The 15,346-nt window shown below is 60.5% G+C and carries 10 protein-coding genes; 5 read left to right on the top strand and 5 right to left on the bottom strand.

Translation table 11 applies throughout. The features are described 5' to 3' along the window. The first annotated feature begins 22 nt into the window (after positions 1–22). From glpB to EA473_RS17250, 4 genes are all read left to right on the top strand, one after another. Positions 23–1,348: a glycerol-3-phosphate dehydrogenase subunit GlpB gene (gene glpB, locus EA473_RS17265; RefSeq protein ID WP_124196894.1), complete on the top strand. Its 1,326-nt coding sequence runs from the start codon at positions 23–25 to the stop codon at positions 1,346–1,348. 88 nt (positions 1,349–1,436) lie between these two features. After that, entirely contained in the window at positions 1,437–2,786 is a 1,350-nt protein-coding gene (locus EA473_RS17260; RefSeq protein WP_124196893.1) for an anaerobic glycerol-3-phosphate dehydrogenase subunit C, read from the top strand. After that, entirely contained in the window at positions 2,786–3,949 is a 1,164-nt protein-coding gene (locus EA473_RS17255; protein WP_124196892.1) for a Cdc6/Cdc18 family protein, read from the top strand. The genes EA473_RS17260 and EA473_RS17255 overlap by 1 nt, the downstream gene beginning before the upstream one ends. 96 nt (positions 3,950–4,045) lie before the next feature. Beyond that, positions 4,046–6,121 carry a hypothetical protein gene (locus EA473_RS17250; protein WP_124196891.1) on the top strand — a complete coding sequence of 692 codons (2,076 nt, stop codon included), beginning with the start codon at positions 4,046–4,048 and terminating at the stop codon, positions 6,119–6,121. Between the two features lie 50 nt (positions 6,122–6,171). Here EA473_RS17250 and EA473_RS23105 read toward each other — a convergent pair whose 3' ends face one another. Then, positions 6,172–6,306 (bottom strand): DUF7503 family protein, encoded by a 135-nt coding sequence (locus EA473_RS23105; protein WP_279387670.1) that lies wholly within the window; start codon positions 6,304–6,306, stop codon positions 6,172–6,174. Between the two features lie 557 nt (positions 6,307–6,863). Next, positions 6,864–9,833: an oligosaccharyl transferase, archaeosortase A system-associated gene (locus EA473_RS17245; RefSeq protein WP_124196890.1), complete on the bottom strand. Its 2,970-nt coding sequence runs from the start codon at positions 9,831–9,833 to the stop codon at positions 6,864–6,866. Positions 9,834–10,012: 179 nt separating this feature from the next. On the opposite strand from EA473_RS17245, the gene aglG reads away from it, so the two are divergent. After that, positions 10,013–10,948 (top strand): glucosyl-dolichyl phosphate glucuronosyltransferase, encoded by a 936-nt coding sequence (gene aglG, locus EA473_RS17240; protein ID WP_124196889.1) that lies wholly within the window; start codon positions 10,013–10,015, stop codon positions 10,946–10,948. Positions 10,949–10,973: 25 nt separating this feature from the next. Here the strand turns inward: aglG and EA473_RS17235 are convergent, their stop codons facing one another. The 3 genes from EA473_RS17235 to EA473_RS17225 all read right to left on the bottom strand — a co-directional run bounded on the left by EA473_RS17235 (position 10,974) and on the right by EA473_RS17225 (position 15,220). After that, positions 10,974–12,446 carry an oligosaccharide flippase family protein gene (locus EA473_RS17235; protein WP_243645291.1) on the bottom strand — a complete coding sequence of 491 codons (1,473 nt, stop codon included), beginning with the start codon at positions 12,444–12,446 and terminating at the stop codon, positions 10,974–10,976. 774 nt (positions 12,447–13,220) lie between these two features. Next, the gene (locus EA473_RS17230; RefSeq protein ID WP_124196888.1) at positions 13,221–14,351 is read right to left on the bottom strand and encodes a CDP-glycerol glycerophosphotransferase family protein; all 1,131 of its coding nucleotides are present in this window, start codon (positions 14,349–14,351) and stop codon (positions 13,221–13,223) included. Positions 14,352–14,464: 113 nt separating this feature from the next. Continuing rightward, the gene (locus tag EA473_RS17225) at positions 14,465–15,220 is read right to left on the bottom strand and encodes an NTP transferase domain-containing protein (protein ID WP_165875315.1); all 756 of its coding nucleotides are present in this window, start codon (positions 15,218–15,220) and stop codon (positions 14,465–14,467) included. Between the last annotated feature and the right edge of the window lie 126 nt (positions 15,221–15,346).

The raw sequence follows: 15,346 nt of genomic DNA, 5'->3' as shown, positions 1-15,346 counted from the left end.
CGACTCGAGGTGGACGGCTGAGATGGCGATCGAGGACGACGTCCTCGTAATCGGCGGCGGCCTCGCGGGGGCGATAGCGGCCCTCTCAGCCGCCGACGCGGATCGCGGAGCACGGGTTCGACTCGTGACGTACAAACAGAGTACGCTCCGCCACGCCAGCGGGCTGATCGACGTGCTCGGATACGCGCCCGACGGCGAGGGGCCGCTTGCGGATCCGTTCCCGGCGCTCGAGGGGCTTCCGCGAGGACATCCCTACGAGCGCGTCGGAATCGACGCCGTACGCGAGGCGCTAGACTTCTTCGACGGGGTCGTCGGCGACGCCTACGCGGGCGGACACACCGATCGGAACGCGCTCGTCCCGACCCACGGCGGGACGGTCAAGCCGACCGCTCGCTACCCCACCTCGGCAGCGGCGGGACTCGCCAGCGACGACCGTGACGGCCTGCTGGTCGGCTTCGAGACGCTTCCCGACTTCGACGCGCCGCTCGCGGCGGCCCACCTCGAGGCCGCAGGCGTCCCCTTCGACTGTCGCGGCGTGACGCTGCGGTTTCCCGGGATCGTCCGGGACGACGCGAAGGTGACTCGTTACGCCCACCTGCTCGATCGGAACGAACGCGTGGGAGCCGACGCGCTCGAGGAGGCCGCGATCACGACCGACGGCGGCGAGATAGGTTCACGGGACGCGCTCGCCGCGGCCGTCCGGGATCGCCTCGCGGACGAGACGCGGGTCGGCTTCCCCGCGATCCTCGGCGACGAACGGGCCGACGAGGTCCGGGCCGATCTGGCCGACGCGCTCGGCGTCGACGTGTTCGAGGTCCCGATGGGGCCGCCGAGTCTCCCCGGAATCCGCCTCGAGGAGATGCTGTACGACGCACTCGAGGCGGCCGGCGTCCGGGTTACGTCGGGCGTGCCGGTGGTCGACTACGAGACGAGCGCCGGGGGCAGCGATCGGATCGCTCGCGTCGTCGTCGACCGACACGGCGCGGAGATCCCCCACCGCGCGGAGCAGTACGTCCTCGCGACCGGGGGGCTGGTCGGAAAGGGGATCGAAGCGGACCGGGAGCGCTTCGTCGAGCAGATCTTCGACTGTCACGTCCCTCACGCCGACGACCGGTACGACTGGTTCGTCGACGACGTCTTCGGCGAACAGCCCTACGCCCGCTTCGGCCTCGCGCCGGATCACGAACTCCGGCCGCTCGACGCCAACGGCGACCCCGAGTTCGCGAACCTTCGCGCGGCGGGGGCGGTCCTCGGCGGCTACGACTACGCGGCGGAGAAATCGGGCGCGGGCGTCTCCATCGCGACGGGCTACGTCACCGGAACCCGCGCCGCGGAGGAGAGCGGATGAGCGACTCGAGCCAGTACGGCCCGTGCGGGCCGAGCCGTCGAACCCGCTCGAGTTCGCCCGAACGCGACCGATCGAGGGAGGAGAGATCATGAGCGACGCAGAGCGATCGACGGACGAACGTGAATCGAGTGAGCGAAGCCGGGACGCCGGCGAGTTCGAACCGATCCAGGTGTTTCCCGAGGCCGAAGAGATGGACCTCCGGCCGGGCGCGGACGACTGTTACAAGTGCTCGACCTGCGATACGAACTGCCCGGTCGCCGAGGTCGACGACGAGTTCCCGGGGCCGAAGTTCCAGGGGCCCGAACAGTGGCGGCTCAAGCGCAAAGACGACCACGACGTCGACGAATCGGTGATGAAGTGTTCGAACTGCATGCGCTGTGACAGCACTTGCCCCTCCGAGGTCCCCCTCTCGCAGATGCACAACACGGCCCGCGGGGAGTACGTCGAGCAGAACATGTCCAAATTCTCCCGGGAGTACCTTCGAAACCGAATTCTCGCGAACTACCGGCGACTCGCACCCCTGGCCGCGGCGTTCCCTCGAACCGCGAACGTCGTCATGGGGCTGTCGATCACCAGGTGGCTCGGCGAGAAGACGCTGGGGATCACGAGCGAGCGGGAGTTCCCCGAGTTCGCGACCGAGACGTTCCGGGAGTGGTGGGCGAAACGGAACGGATCGAACGTATCGAACCCGGACAAACGCGTCGCGTACTTCCACGGCTGTTATGCCAACTACAACACGCCGGAGGTCGCGAAGGCGCTCGTCCGCGTCTACGAGCGGTTCGGCTACGAGATCGTGGTTCCCGAACAGCACTGCTCCGGCACGCCGATGTTCGCGAACGGCATGCTCGAGGACGCCCGCCGCTCGGCCGAGACGAACGTCCGAGAACTCGCGTCGGCGATCGACGACGGCGCAGACGTCGTCGCCTCCTGTAGCTCCTGTTCGATGTCGATTCGCCAGGAGTATCCCGAGCTGTTCGACGTCGACGGGACCGGTGACGTCGCCGCGAACACCTGGGACGCCGTCGAGTACTTGCGGGTTCACGAGGACCTCGAGTCCGCACTCGAGGGGACGTCGGTCGGACCGGAGTTCGACGAGTTCGCCTACCACGCCCCGTGTCACGCACGAAACCAGGGCCTCGACGGACAGACCCTCGAGGTGCTCGACGTCGTCGAGGGCGTCGACGTCACGGACGTCGGCGACTCCTGTTCCGGAATTTCGGGGACCTACGGCTGGAAGGAAGAGAACTACGAAACGTCCATGAAGATCGGGGAAGAGATGTTCGAGCACATGTCGGAGGCTGGCGCGGCGGCGGGACTGACGGAGTGTCCGACCTGCTCGATGCAGATGGAACACGGGACGGGATACGAGATCACGCACACGCTCGAGGTACTCGAGGCGGCACTCGTCGGGCCGAACGCGGCGACGGAGTCGACGTAATGGACCTCTCCGAGCGGATCGACCGGCGGCGGGCCGCACGCGACGGCGGGGGGATCGTCGTCGACCGCGAATACCTGAGCCCGGTCGTCCACCCGACGGAGCCCGTCGGTCGCGGTCCGGTCCTCGAGCAGTTGCTCGACGCCCTCGAGCCGGTGTTCGACGGGACGCTCCCCGAGCCGGTCGCGGTAACCGGCCCAACGGGCTCGGGGACGTCGGCGGTCGTGGTCGCGCTCTTTGCGGCGATGAACGATCGACTGGGTGGGAACGACCGGTCGATCCGAACGGCGACGCGCGCGGACCGAACCGATCCGGTCACCTGGTTCGTCTACGTCGACGCCCGTCGCATCCAGAGTGAGTTCGCCCTCTATCGGACGATCCTCTCCGTGCTATCGGCGGAGCCGATTCCGGAAAGCGGCATCGGAACCGGTGCGCTTCGCGACCGTCTCCGAGAACGACTCGCGCGCCACGACCGACGGGCGGTCGTCGCGATCGACCACCACGACGAACCGGAGACGCTGTCCTACGAGCGCGCCCGAGAGTACCTCGAGCCCGTCGCCGACGACGTTTCGACCGTCGCCGTCGGATGTGACGCACCCACCGGCTGGGGCGGGACGACGGTCGAACTGTCGGCCTACCGCGATCACGGACTCGTCGACATCGTCACCGATCGCGTCTCGACCGGCCTCGAGCCGGGAACCCTCGACCACGAATCCGTTCGGGAGCTGGCGGAGTGGGCCGACGGAAACGCCCACGACGCGCTTGCGGGCCTCTACGGCGCGGCGGTGTCTGCGACCGGCGAGGGTGCCGACCGGATCGAACCCCGCCACATAGAGCGGGCGATAGCCGACGTGCCCGACGGCTGCGTCCACGTCGATCGAGCGCTCTCGCTGTCGGAGACCAGACAGCAGGTTCTGGCGGTGCTCGCGACGATCGATTCCACCGATCGTCCCGTTCGCGACGTCGCGGACGAGATCGCCGCGCAGTCGTCATTGACGGCCGGGACGGTCAAGCGCTTCCTCTACGAACTCGCGGATCGCGGCGTGATCGAACGCGTCCCGCTCCCGGCGAACGGAACCGGCCGCCGCCCCAGTGCGATCGAACGCCGGTTTCCGGCGATCGTGTTCCGGTCGCTCACCCCGGCGTGTGGCTCGAACGGCGCGTGAGAAACCCGGATAAACGAACGCGGCGAACCGCCGACACCGGCGACGGTATCCTTTTTGTCGGTGCGCAAGAAAGGTCCGGTAGCGACGCGAGGAGACATGACGATCGAGTTCGAAGAAACGACGGACCCGACGGGCCTGGAGGTACACGATTCCCTCGAGCAGCGGCACCTGCAGATTCAGACGAACGGAACCGTCTCGAGGGATTCGATCGACCCCGACGAGTTCTGTTTTACCGTCGACGAAACCTGTACGCTCGAGACGGACGAAATCGTCTTCGACCAACTCTACGCCGCGACGCTTCACGACGAGACCGGGACGGCAGAGGCGAATTTCGAGGCGGGAGATACGGTCCAACTCGACGACGACGTCCAGTTCATCGGTCTGAGTGGTCCGATCAAGCTGTACGTTCGGATCGACGTTCCGGGGACGATCGATATCAATCTGAGATCGCTGCAGATATCGCTTGTACGGGAAACCGGGGTTGAAGTCGGTGCCCGGTCGCTCCACGATCGGCCAGTCGGGACGATAACGACGCCTTCCGATCTCGACTCATTGGCTCGAGCGATATCCGCGGTTCCGTCGGCACTGAAGACGACGTCACCGGAACGGACGTGGCCCACGCTACGCGGCCATCCGCCGCTGATCGAACTGGGCGATCGCTTCGAGGTCCCGTCCGAAATCGATCCGCCGGAGGGAGAGGTCGAACTCGTCGTTCCGCCGGAGGAAATCGCGATCTATCAGGCTGCGCCGCTCGCGTTCTTCCTCGGCGCGACGGTCCGACTAGGCGAGAACTCGAGGCTCGCAACGCCCCGATTCGAGCGTTCGCTGCTCGAAGAGGGGAATGTGGGCGACGGAATCGCCAAGCTGTTGAAGCGATTTTTCTTCCTCGATTGCCTGACCCGGACGGAAGGAATCTTCCAGTACGACATCATCGAACGGGCCACACTGGAAGGGAAACTGCCGTTCGACTTCGCCGACACGTACGACGAGCCGCTTCCAGTCCGGCTGGAGCGATACCTCGAGGTGCCGTACGAGGTTATCGAACCGCACGTTCCGCGCTGGCCGTTGACCGCCTACGTTCCCGACGAACCGGAGAGCGTCGAGTTGATTCCGTTCGTCGTCAACGAACTCGGAATCGTCCGCGAAGCCCGCGGACAGACGCCGAAGGCGGTTCCACAACCGGAGCCGACGACCGCACAGATGGTCCGTTCGGCGACGGAGTATCGCTCCGCGCCGCCACACGACAGGGAGACGGCGTTCGTCGCCCCCGATATCGTCGACGAATCGGTCGAGCACGCGTGGTTCGGCGACGCCATTCCGCACAACGCCTCCAAGGCGACGATCGAAGCGTACCGAAACCAGATCGACCGCGACGCCCGCAGCGAATCGATCGAGATCCTGCTGATCTGCAACGACGCCCGGATGATCGCCGAACACGATCTGCTCGACGAAACCTACGGGAACCGCGAGGAACTCCCGTTCGAAATCCGCTCGGAGTTCGGCGTCGACACCGATCAGTTCGCGTCCTTGCTCACCGACGGCGGCTACGATTTCCTCCACTACATCGGCCACGCAACGGAAGACGGCATCCGCTGTCCCGACGACGACCTCGACGTCCGCGACCTCGAGTCGATTGACCTCGGCGTCTTCTTCCTGAACGCCTGTCGATCCTACGAGCAGGGGCTCGCGCTCACCCGCCGCGGCGCGTTCGGCGGGGTGAGTACGTACAGCGACGTCATCAACGAAGACGCCGTCGAGGCCGGCGAAGCCCTGGCGAGACTGCTCAACCGCGGTTTTTCGCTACGGGGGGCACTCGAAATCGCCCAGCAAAACACCGCTCTCGGCGAGCAGTACCTCATCGTCGGCGACGGGTCGGCCGACATCGCCCAGTCGAACGCCGGTCCGCCCGGAATCATCGATCTTGACCGCCGGAGCGACGACGAGTTTGGTTTCGCCATTCGCTCGTACTCGACGAAAGAGTACAAACTCGGAACGGCAACCGCTTCGGATCTCGAGTCGGTAGCAGACACCCACCTCTCACCGAAGTACACTCCGCACGCGGCAGTCGGCGCACAATCCATTCAGGAGTACCTCACCTGGACCGAGTTGCCGGTCTTACTCGATGGACGACTGCGGTGGAACGACGGTATCGGCTCGCCCCAACTCGACTAATCCGCCCGCAAAACCAGTTCTGGTGCTGTTTCGTAAGCGACTGTTCGATTTTACGGTCCAACCTGGCCGTGGAGTCCTGCCGCCGCCGTACCCGCCTGACTGAGCAGGACGAACAGGGTGAACAGGACGCCGATCATTCGTGGGTGCTTTGCGAGGTAGTCTTTCATGCTGTCTTTGTCGGACATCACATTCCAATGGATGTGCCCGATGGAAATATAATTATCTTATATTTACTTATATATTTTTATAAAAAGATACTTCGATATATGGTGGGGTAGAAATCGTACTATGTGAGTGCCAGATACAGTGAACTGATGAATGGGTGTTGTCTCGTCTACACGATGAACCATCGAAGTGGTTGACGACGCTTCAGCCGACACCACAGCAAAAGAATCACTCGGCTGGGAACGTCGGACGGAGTTTTGGTCTCCCTTCTGAATATCGACACTCGAGATGTCGACCGACGTCACTCCGGACTGCTACGAGCTTTCGCACAACAGCGGACCGGTCGATAGTACTCAGTTATAGCGGGCCGTCACGACTTCGTGGGCCGTCGCCTCTGACTCCGTCGACGATTTCCGGGACGCCAACGCATCCGCTCGAGATGTACAGACGAACCACCGAGTACCGTTATCAGTCCCGCGCGCACGAGTCCTCGGTGACCATCTCGAGAAGGGAGTTACGTCCGTCGCTCGCGAACGGATACGTACCACGAACCGCGGGACGTCTCGAGTTCGACCCGTTACCCGGCCACGTCGGCGGCAACCGGCGTGAACGATCCGGCGGTGTCGCCGTCGTCCGTAGCCTCGTCGTCGATCACGTCTTCGGCTCCGTCGTCCGTACCGTCGCTCTCGTTGCCGTCGACGTCGTCGACGTCAGAGTCGTCTTCGGGGTCGACGTCGGTCTCGTCTTCGATCTCCTCTGCATCGTCGAACTCGAGTTCCTCGAGCGTGACCTCGACGGTTTCGCCGTCGACGACCGCGGTCTCCGGAACGTCGACCTCTCCGTCGTACGCGTCGAACCCGTCATCGGTCGGTGCGGTCACCGTCACCCTGTACTCTTCGGTCGCTTCGACGGCGCTGTTCGTATACCCGTCCTCGACGCCGAGTTCGTCGTTGGTCGCGTACGGAACCGTCAACTCGAAGGAGCCGTCGTCCTCGAGTTCGCCCTGCTGGACGTAGTCGAAGGTTCCGCGTTCGCCTCCCGTATCGAGCTCGACTGCGGCGGTTACGGTCGCGTCCTCAGTATTCTCGACGTCGACCGATCCCTCGATCGTCGCGCCTTCGACGCGTTCGTACGTTTTGACGGGAGTGTGTTGTCGTCTGTCGAATTCCTCGATGTCGAAATCCGGATGTTGCTGTATCTGTATCATCTGTATGTACGTCCGCTGATCGAGGATCTGATTGACGGACACCATCGGATTTCCGTCTGCGTTGTACTGCAGTTCGCCGGTTTCTGCATCGACGACCGCGTAACTGACGAACGTCGTCATCCGCTCGTCGTTCTCGTGAACCAGCCGGTAGTGTTCCATACCGATGGCGTCGCCGAAGTACAGGTTGGCCACCGTCGTGTTGTAGTACGGAACGTCGGCGAACGTCTCGCCGATTTCGTCGCGTTCGACCGGCTCGTTCGGACTCAGGTCCTCCGGCGTCGTGTAGTAGTTGTACTCCGGCCCGGTCCACGTCGCGATCGCTGGGAACTTGTTGCCGGCCATCTGGTCGTCGACCATCACGTACCGGATCTCCTCGTCCGACTCGTCGGCGTCCGCGATCATCGACTCGAGTTGCTCGTTCGAGTGATCGCTCGGCGACTCGCCCGCGGCGATGGCGTCGAGGATCAGTTCGGATCGCTCCTCGGATTCGGCGGTCAGGAACGCCGACGACGATCTTGCGCCGGACTGGAACGGGTTCGAGTGGGGGATCCGCTCGCCCTGTACCGTTATCAGGTGGCCGTAGTCCCACCACGACATCACGCCGTAGGCTCCCTCGGGATAGTCGTAATTACCGTCCTCCGGATACTCGTAGGTGCCGTACAACTCGAGTTCGTCGGCGCGGTCCGCACCGCCCCAGTTGCCCGGTTCGGGCGTGTTCTCGTTGAGCCAGTGGTTCGACGGCTCCCACGTCTGGGCGGTCGGGTTCGGACCCGTGTTCGCGCTCTGGTTCCACGCCGTGTCCGTGTCGGCCGCGACGGGCGGGAGCAACGGCGCGAACAGCAACAGGACGACCATCACGATGACGATGACCTGGTAGGCTTCGACGCTTTTTATCGCCTCGACGCTTCGCAGGTAGTCGATATCGAAGTCGAGCAACTCGAGGGTCGCCGCGATGAACACCGCGTTGACGACGGCGACGGCGACGACAAGGTAGTACGCAAAGCGGATCTGGGTCGCGGCCATGCTGATCAGGAACAGCGACCAGACGACGATCAGCGTTTGTTCGGTCCGGAACTCCCGACCCAGGAACGGACGCGCGATCAGGACGGCGAGGCCGGCGAGCATCGTGTAGAACGCGGCCCCGAACTCGGCGAAGACGTGTTCGCTGAAGTTTCCGGGCGGCTGGGCCTCCTGGATGGTGAGGTCCGTCGCGGTCTGGCCGAAGGGAACGACGCGGCGCATCGCATTGCCCGCAAACGTATCGAAGACGCTGGGAAGGGCCAGCCACACCACGGCGGATCCGGCCACGATCAGGCCCGCGATGGCTGCGGGGTAGTACACCCGTTCGACGTCGTAGGCGTTCCACTGACGGGCGAACCAGGCCATGAAGACGCAGCCGAGCGCGACCAGCGCGGCGCTTGCCGGCTGGAGGTAGCCGAAACTCGTGACGCTCGTGCCGGGTTCTTCGATGAGCAGCGCCGTAATCACCGCCGTGAGCCCCAGGCTCACCGCTCCGACGAACGCGACGTGGTCGGGCGAGACGTTTCGAACGTAGTCGAGACAGAGCTGGACGGTGAAAAACACCGCGAGAATGCCGATCAGGACGACGCCCGGCGGCCACACCCAGATGTACAGCGAGAGTGCGATGCCGGCCAGCGCGCTGTAGATGGTCGGCGTTCGGAGGGCGTCCCAGTCCTTGTCGACGACGAGTTCGTAGATCGGCTGCTCCCGTTCGGCCACGCGGAGCGCGACCATGAAGGCGAGGACGGCGATCGCCATGAACAGCACTTCGGCGACGTGGTGTTGGAGCTGGCCGACGGTCGTTCGTGCGAGGAACGTCCCGGGCGCGAGCGCGAGGAGGATGACGGAGACGATCCCGCCGACCGTCCCCCCGAGGCGGCGACCGATCAGAAACACGGGGATCGCGACGAGAGCGGCCATCGCGGGCACCGAGAGTAACGCGATCGTATAGAGGAGTTCCGTCGACGGATCGCCGAGGCCGACGATCATCGCCACCGTGACGATAATCTGGTCGAAAAGCGTGCCGAACTGACCGACGTATCGGCCGGACGGGAAGCTAGTCCAGACGTCGTACGGCATCGTCCGCGGGTAGTTCTCCGCCGTCCACTGAACCGTCCGCCAGTGATACCAGGAGTCGATCGCGGCCAGGGCGGGCGTTCCGTCCTCGGTGACGAACCGGTCGTACGCCTGAATCCGAATCGAGAACATAAACAGCATCACGACCCCGACGATCGGGATGTGATACCACTGATTCCACGTCTCGAGGAGAGACAGCGACGACTCCGTCTCTCCCTCGACACGCTCGGTGTCCGTACTCATTAGGTTGCAACAGACCCAAGCGCAGAATAAGCCTTGTCATATACTTGCGCTGTTTTCATATCCCAGCCGAAATCGACCAGCAATCGGTGACTCTCCGGTCTAATTAACGATTACCCTCCTCGCGGGCGCGATCGTGCGAAGGAAAAGGCTTATTCACCGTTCACGGTAATCGAGCGACGATGAAGGTCTCCGCGGTCGTCTGTACGTACGCGATGGAACGGTACGACGTCTTCTCCGAGTGCGTCGACAGCGTTCTCGCGCAGACGTACGATCCCCTCGAGGTCGTCGTCGTCGTCGACGGCAACGAGGCGGTCTTCGACCGCGTCCGCGAGGACTACGGAGACCTCGAGGACGTCGTCCTTCGCTGTAACGACGAGAACCAGGGGATCTCCTACAGCCGAACTCGAGGGGCGGAGATCGCGACCGGCGACGTCGTGGCGTTCATCGACGACGACGCCGTCGCGGAACCCGACTGGATCGCGGAACTGGCCCGCGTCTACGAGGGGACCGATGCGATAGCCGTCGGCGGACACGCGAAACCCGACTGGGTGACCGAAAAGCCGGAGTTCTTCCCCGCCGAGTTCTACTGGCTCGTCGGCTGTGACGAGCGGGGGATGGGCGAGCACATGGACGAGTTGCGGAACACGTACGGCTCGAACATCTCGTTTCGCCGGGACGTCTTTTTGAACGTCGGCGGCTACGACGAGAACACCGGTCGAAAGGGAGATCGGCACATCCAGGCCCACGAAGCGCCCGTCTGCATCCGGATGGCGAACGCGTACGGAAAGGGCGTGATCTACAACAAGCAGGCGGTGGTCAACCACAAGCTCTTCGACTACCGCGGCGAGTTTCGTTGGCTCGTGTTTCGATCGTTCTGGCAGGGGTACTCCAAGCGGATCATGGACCTGCTGTTGCCGGAGGCTGCGGGCGACAAAAACGAGTATCTAAAGCAGTTACTGCTCGAGTTTGTGCCGAGTCGAATGGCTTCGGTCGCACGTCGACCTTCACTTTCCAAACTCAAGCAGTTCGGCGCGATTTTCGTATTTACCGCTGCGGTGGGGTTCGGATATCTGTATGGCTTGGCGACGACGCGGCGGTCGGATTTTGAAGAGTAATCAGGCGATCTGGCTCGCATCGTGATTATCGCTCGCTAACCAGCGGTACCTCTATCGGTAGATTGTTCGTAACTGTGGTTCTGAACGATTGGGAGACAGCAAAATACGTGGCAAAGTAGATTCCCGCACCGATCGTGACGAGCATCACGACGAAAACAACGTTGTAGTCCTGAACCCATCCCCAGTTTCGCTCTCCAAATTCTCGGCTCAATTCCACGACAGCCCCCATTAGAAGCGCTGCGATCCACTGGTAGCTACATTCCCGAACGGGGATCTCGAACGGTACTACCCTCTTCGAGTACCGGAATGCCAGACATAAACTGACAGCCGCGGAAGCGGCCGTCGCAATCGCTGCCCCGACCCATCCTATCTGCCACACGAGTACGACATTGAGGGAGATGTTCGAGACGATGAACACTCCGTTCGCTTTGAACGCCAGATTGGGTCGATCGATTGCGTTCAACGTATTGAGTAGTTGCTTGTTGTACGTATAGATCAACAACGCGGCGATAAGGATTACCAGCACTTCCGTACCGGCGACGAACCCATCACCGTAAATGGCGAGCAAGCGGTCTCCGATGACGAGTGAGCCGACCAATCCAGGGATGAGGATGAGTCCACCATAACTGAGCGCATCTTCGGTGAGTGTAGCCACGGCCTTCATGTCGTTTGCGCTGGATAGCTCACTCATCTCCGGGAAGAGGGTACTGCTGATCGACCGTCCGAAGACGTCGAGAAACTTTCCGAGAGACCACGCGACGGAGTAGATCCCAACCAATCCTTGCGTAACGAAAAACCCGAGCACTGCGATGTCGACCGAATCGAACGTCTTTCCCTGCATTCCGCCCAGCCAGTTGTATTTCGCGTAATCGAACAGGCTCCGGACGTGTTTCGTCGTCGGCCGTGCCGGACGCAACCCCAGCACCCAGATGCCGACAGTCGCGGTCACGAGTGAGGCGATTGCGTATCCATAGAGCATGCCCGTGAGTCCGAACCCGATTGCGACCAGTGCAATCTGGGCGGTCGCCCTCGTGAGAAGTTTCCCACTCCAGAGTACCGCGTAGACGTGGACGAGATGAGTCCCTTTCAGAGAAGCGTTCACCAGAGCCTTGAGCTTGCTCGCGAACAGCAGCAAGAGGACGAACTCCGCAACTGGCACACCAACGTACGCATTGATCTGACTCCGAAACAGGAGGACAAATACGGTTGCCAGGATCAGTATTCCTCCCGTAATGACGATCCCGGCCCCGAGATAGCGGTCGGGTTCGTCGCCTTCGCTAATTCGTTTTTCGATTGCTCCCGAGAACCCTACCGAAGAAACGATTCCCACCCATGCTACGATCGTCAAGACGAGTGCGTATTGTCCGAGGACCTCTTCACCGAGTACTCTGGCGAAGTAGATCGTCGCGACGAACCCGAGAAATGATCCGAATATTTTCGAGAGGAATAGAATAAACGACGTTTGACCAAGGCGCATACTGTTCGTGGCGTTCCTCATCAGAGGAAGTATAAAATGGTCTGGGTTCGGCCACGAATCGGTGGAGTCTTTCGACGCACCGTCTGATCGTAACCATTATTCTTGTTCGAACGATAAAAACGATGTGAACGCTGAGTGATTAATTTTCGGCCTCCGGTACCAATTTGAGCAGAAGTGGCCGGTTACAACCCTATCGACGACGACGTCCTATGCTCTCCGGTACATCTATTATCGGCTGAAATACGGTGCGTCCGCACCGAGGCCTGCCGAGATCATTGAGGCCAACCCCGAAAATATAAACCACTCAATCAGTTTATCTGACATCAGTGATAATTTTGGAGAGGTTCCTCGATATCGCGTCCTCGGTGGCGAGTGGGATCAGCTAAAATCTAGATTCGATCCACATTTCGTTCACCAGAGCTTCGTATCGCATTTTTCGAAGGGTAGTCCATGGGGAGAGACGACATACCACAACCACCGACAGGATCACTCCACACGTGAGACTACTGAACTGTCCAAATACGACGACCTGTCGAGGATATCAGACACAACGGCTACGACCTATCGTACCCGATCGAGGTCCATGTCGGGAGAGATGGCGAGTTAATCCGCCGCGATGGGGCCCACCGCCTATCGATTGCGAAAGTTTTTGACCTCGAACGCATCCCTGCAAAGATTCGTATCCGCCACTCACATTATCAAACGGATCCCACCGCGTCGATCCCGACTATCAAACGGCAAGAGATAGCCACCTGACCGGGGATCGAATCACCTCACTGCCTTCGGTTCGTGAGTTCACCTGATGGATCGATCGTCAATGTACTGTAACACTCGTTCGGTGCCGGAGCGGCGAAGTACATCTTTGAGTGCCTCCGGCGTGTGGTCCACCACGTTTGCTCTCGCAATTCCGTAGATGTGTGCTGGAAGGGAATACTCCGGCTCGAGAGGTGCAACTGGGAGTGGGTCGTCGTGTATCACTGCTTCGATGACGTCCATCGCTACCGCTGCACTCGAGCCGACGTTCGCGAAATGGTGGTCTCGTTGTTCGAGGAGCTGTTCGCGGTGGGCCTCGAGGTCGTCAACCAATGAACTCAACGTACTTCCGAGGTTACTCCGGGGTGTCTGAATTGCAAAACCCGGCATCCGTGCACTCGGCTTTTTGTCTCTATTCGATCCGATCATCCAATCGGTTACGGACACTGGGATCGTTCCTGTTAGTATCGACTCCTGAATCACACTGGACTCATCGGAGACAGAGACATCTGCTATCGACAGACATTCCATTATCTTTTTATTTTCGTCAAGGAAAATAACGTCATCAGTTTTCACCCCTTGGGCAATCTCTCTGTTATTGTGACTCGGGTGGAGCTTTACCAGCCTGTTGTCGTACTTTTCAGTTGCCGATAAAAACTCGCGCAGTTTTTCAGTCGATGGATACGAGGGTGTAAACATGACTGAACTTCCCTCAGGAACCCGATATTCCGTCCGGATCGCTTCCAATCGTTGCTGAAACGAGTCTGAAAACACGTCGTCGGATTTCGGCCAGCCGACCTCGAACAGACCTATATCCGGTCTTGCCTTCGGATACCAAGAATTTCTCACCCACTTCTCACCAGTTGCAGCGCCGGGAACGAACCCAATATCGAACTGATCCCATGGCTCACCGATCCAGTGGTCTCCTTTGTAGGGACAATCGATACTATGAAATCCAATCACAGACAGCGCTGCATTGACTTCCTGTATCCGGTATGTGTGCTCGTTATAGATTCCTACCTCTGCTTCAGCTGATAGGTCTTCTTCGAACACTGTGTCGTATCCTCGTCTCTCCGCCTCTGCTACTATCGGGTCCAGCGCTTCTTTTCGAACAGGTCCATTTGAGAAGAAAGTTATGGTTGGGTCCGAGGAGAAAGATATGCCAGATTCCATCTTGCTCTACCACTTTTACACTAATTGTTAACTTTTTTGGATGGCATCTGAACTGTACATCCCGTTACACTGTCACGCAAACTACTACCGTTGCGGGCGATAATTTTCTCAGTTCATCGAGTATGGCCTGTGTTCTTTCCTTCGAACGGAAGGATCTCTTCCCCCTCCGTTAGATGCTCCTGGGTGTTGATTTCGATGTGCTCACCCGGGTCCAACCGAATTGCCTTCGAGGGAACTTCCGGAAACACGACTGGAAACCATTCTTCTCCACCAGATCTTTCCCACCGGTCTTTCGCTGTCTGTACGTGTTCTCTGTGAAGGATGAACATGCCTGCTTCCTGGTGACCTTCGATCGCTCCGTAATCGGTTACTACATCGTTCGTATCCCATCTGATGGCTGTCATCTCGCTTTGATATCCTTCGAACGCCCCCACAGCACTGTACGCTGAGTCCGAACACTCTTCGTAAAATGTCTGGATGAACTCCTCCATTTGACCAGGTGATACGATGACGTCGCCACAAAGTAGCAACACATGGTCGTCTCCATCTACCGACTCGACGCCAGCGAGGGCTGATTTCGAGTTCTCGACTTCTTTCCAGTTCTCGAGATATACGATGTTGTACTCGAACCGCTGATCGATGTGAACGTACTCGCTGAGTTTGTGTTCGGCGTCTGGCGAATCTACGAACCCGTATCCGAGTACGACCGTTACGACGGAGTCGATCAAAGTTGATTGTAGTGGGGAAAGCGCCTCGAGTTGGTGTTCAAATATGGTCTTATTTCCGACTTCGACAAACAATTTCGGAAGAGTTTCTTCGCGGGGCCCCAATCGCTCCCCTTTCCCCGCTGCCATAATGACCGTATCCATCATGCGGGTAGTGACTGATTCGGGAGAAAAACCTTGTTGTTCACCTGGCCAGAGGACCTATCGAATGTGAGACGGGTATGGGGGGCGTATCCGGTACCGTCCTCACTCGAAGCGTGGCTCGTTCGA

Origin of the sequence: Natrarchaeobius chitinivorans, assembly GCF_003841505.1 — an archaeon.
Taxonomy (GTDB): Archaea; Halobacteriota; Halobacteria; order Halobacteriales; family Natrialbaceae; genus Natrarchaeobius; species Natrarchaeobius chitinivorans.
The sequence above is the reverse complement of the archived record's forward strand: the minus strand, read 5'-3'. Positions and strand labels throughout refer to the sequence as shown.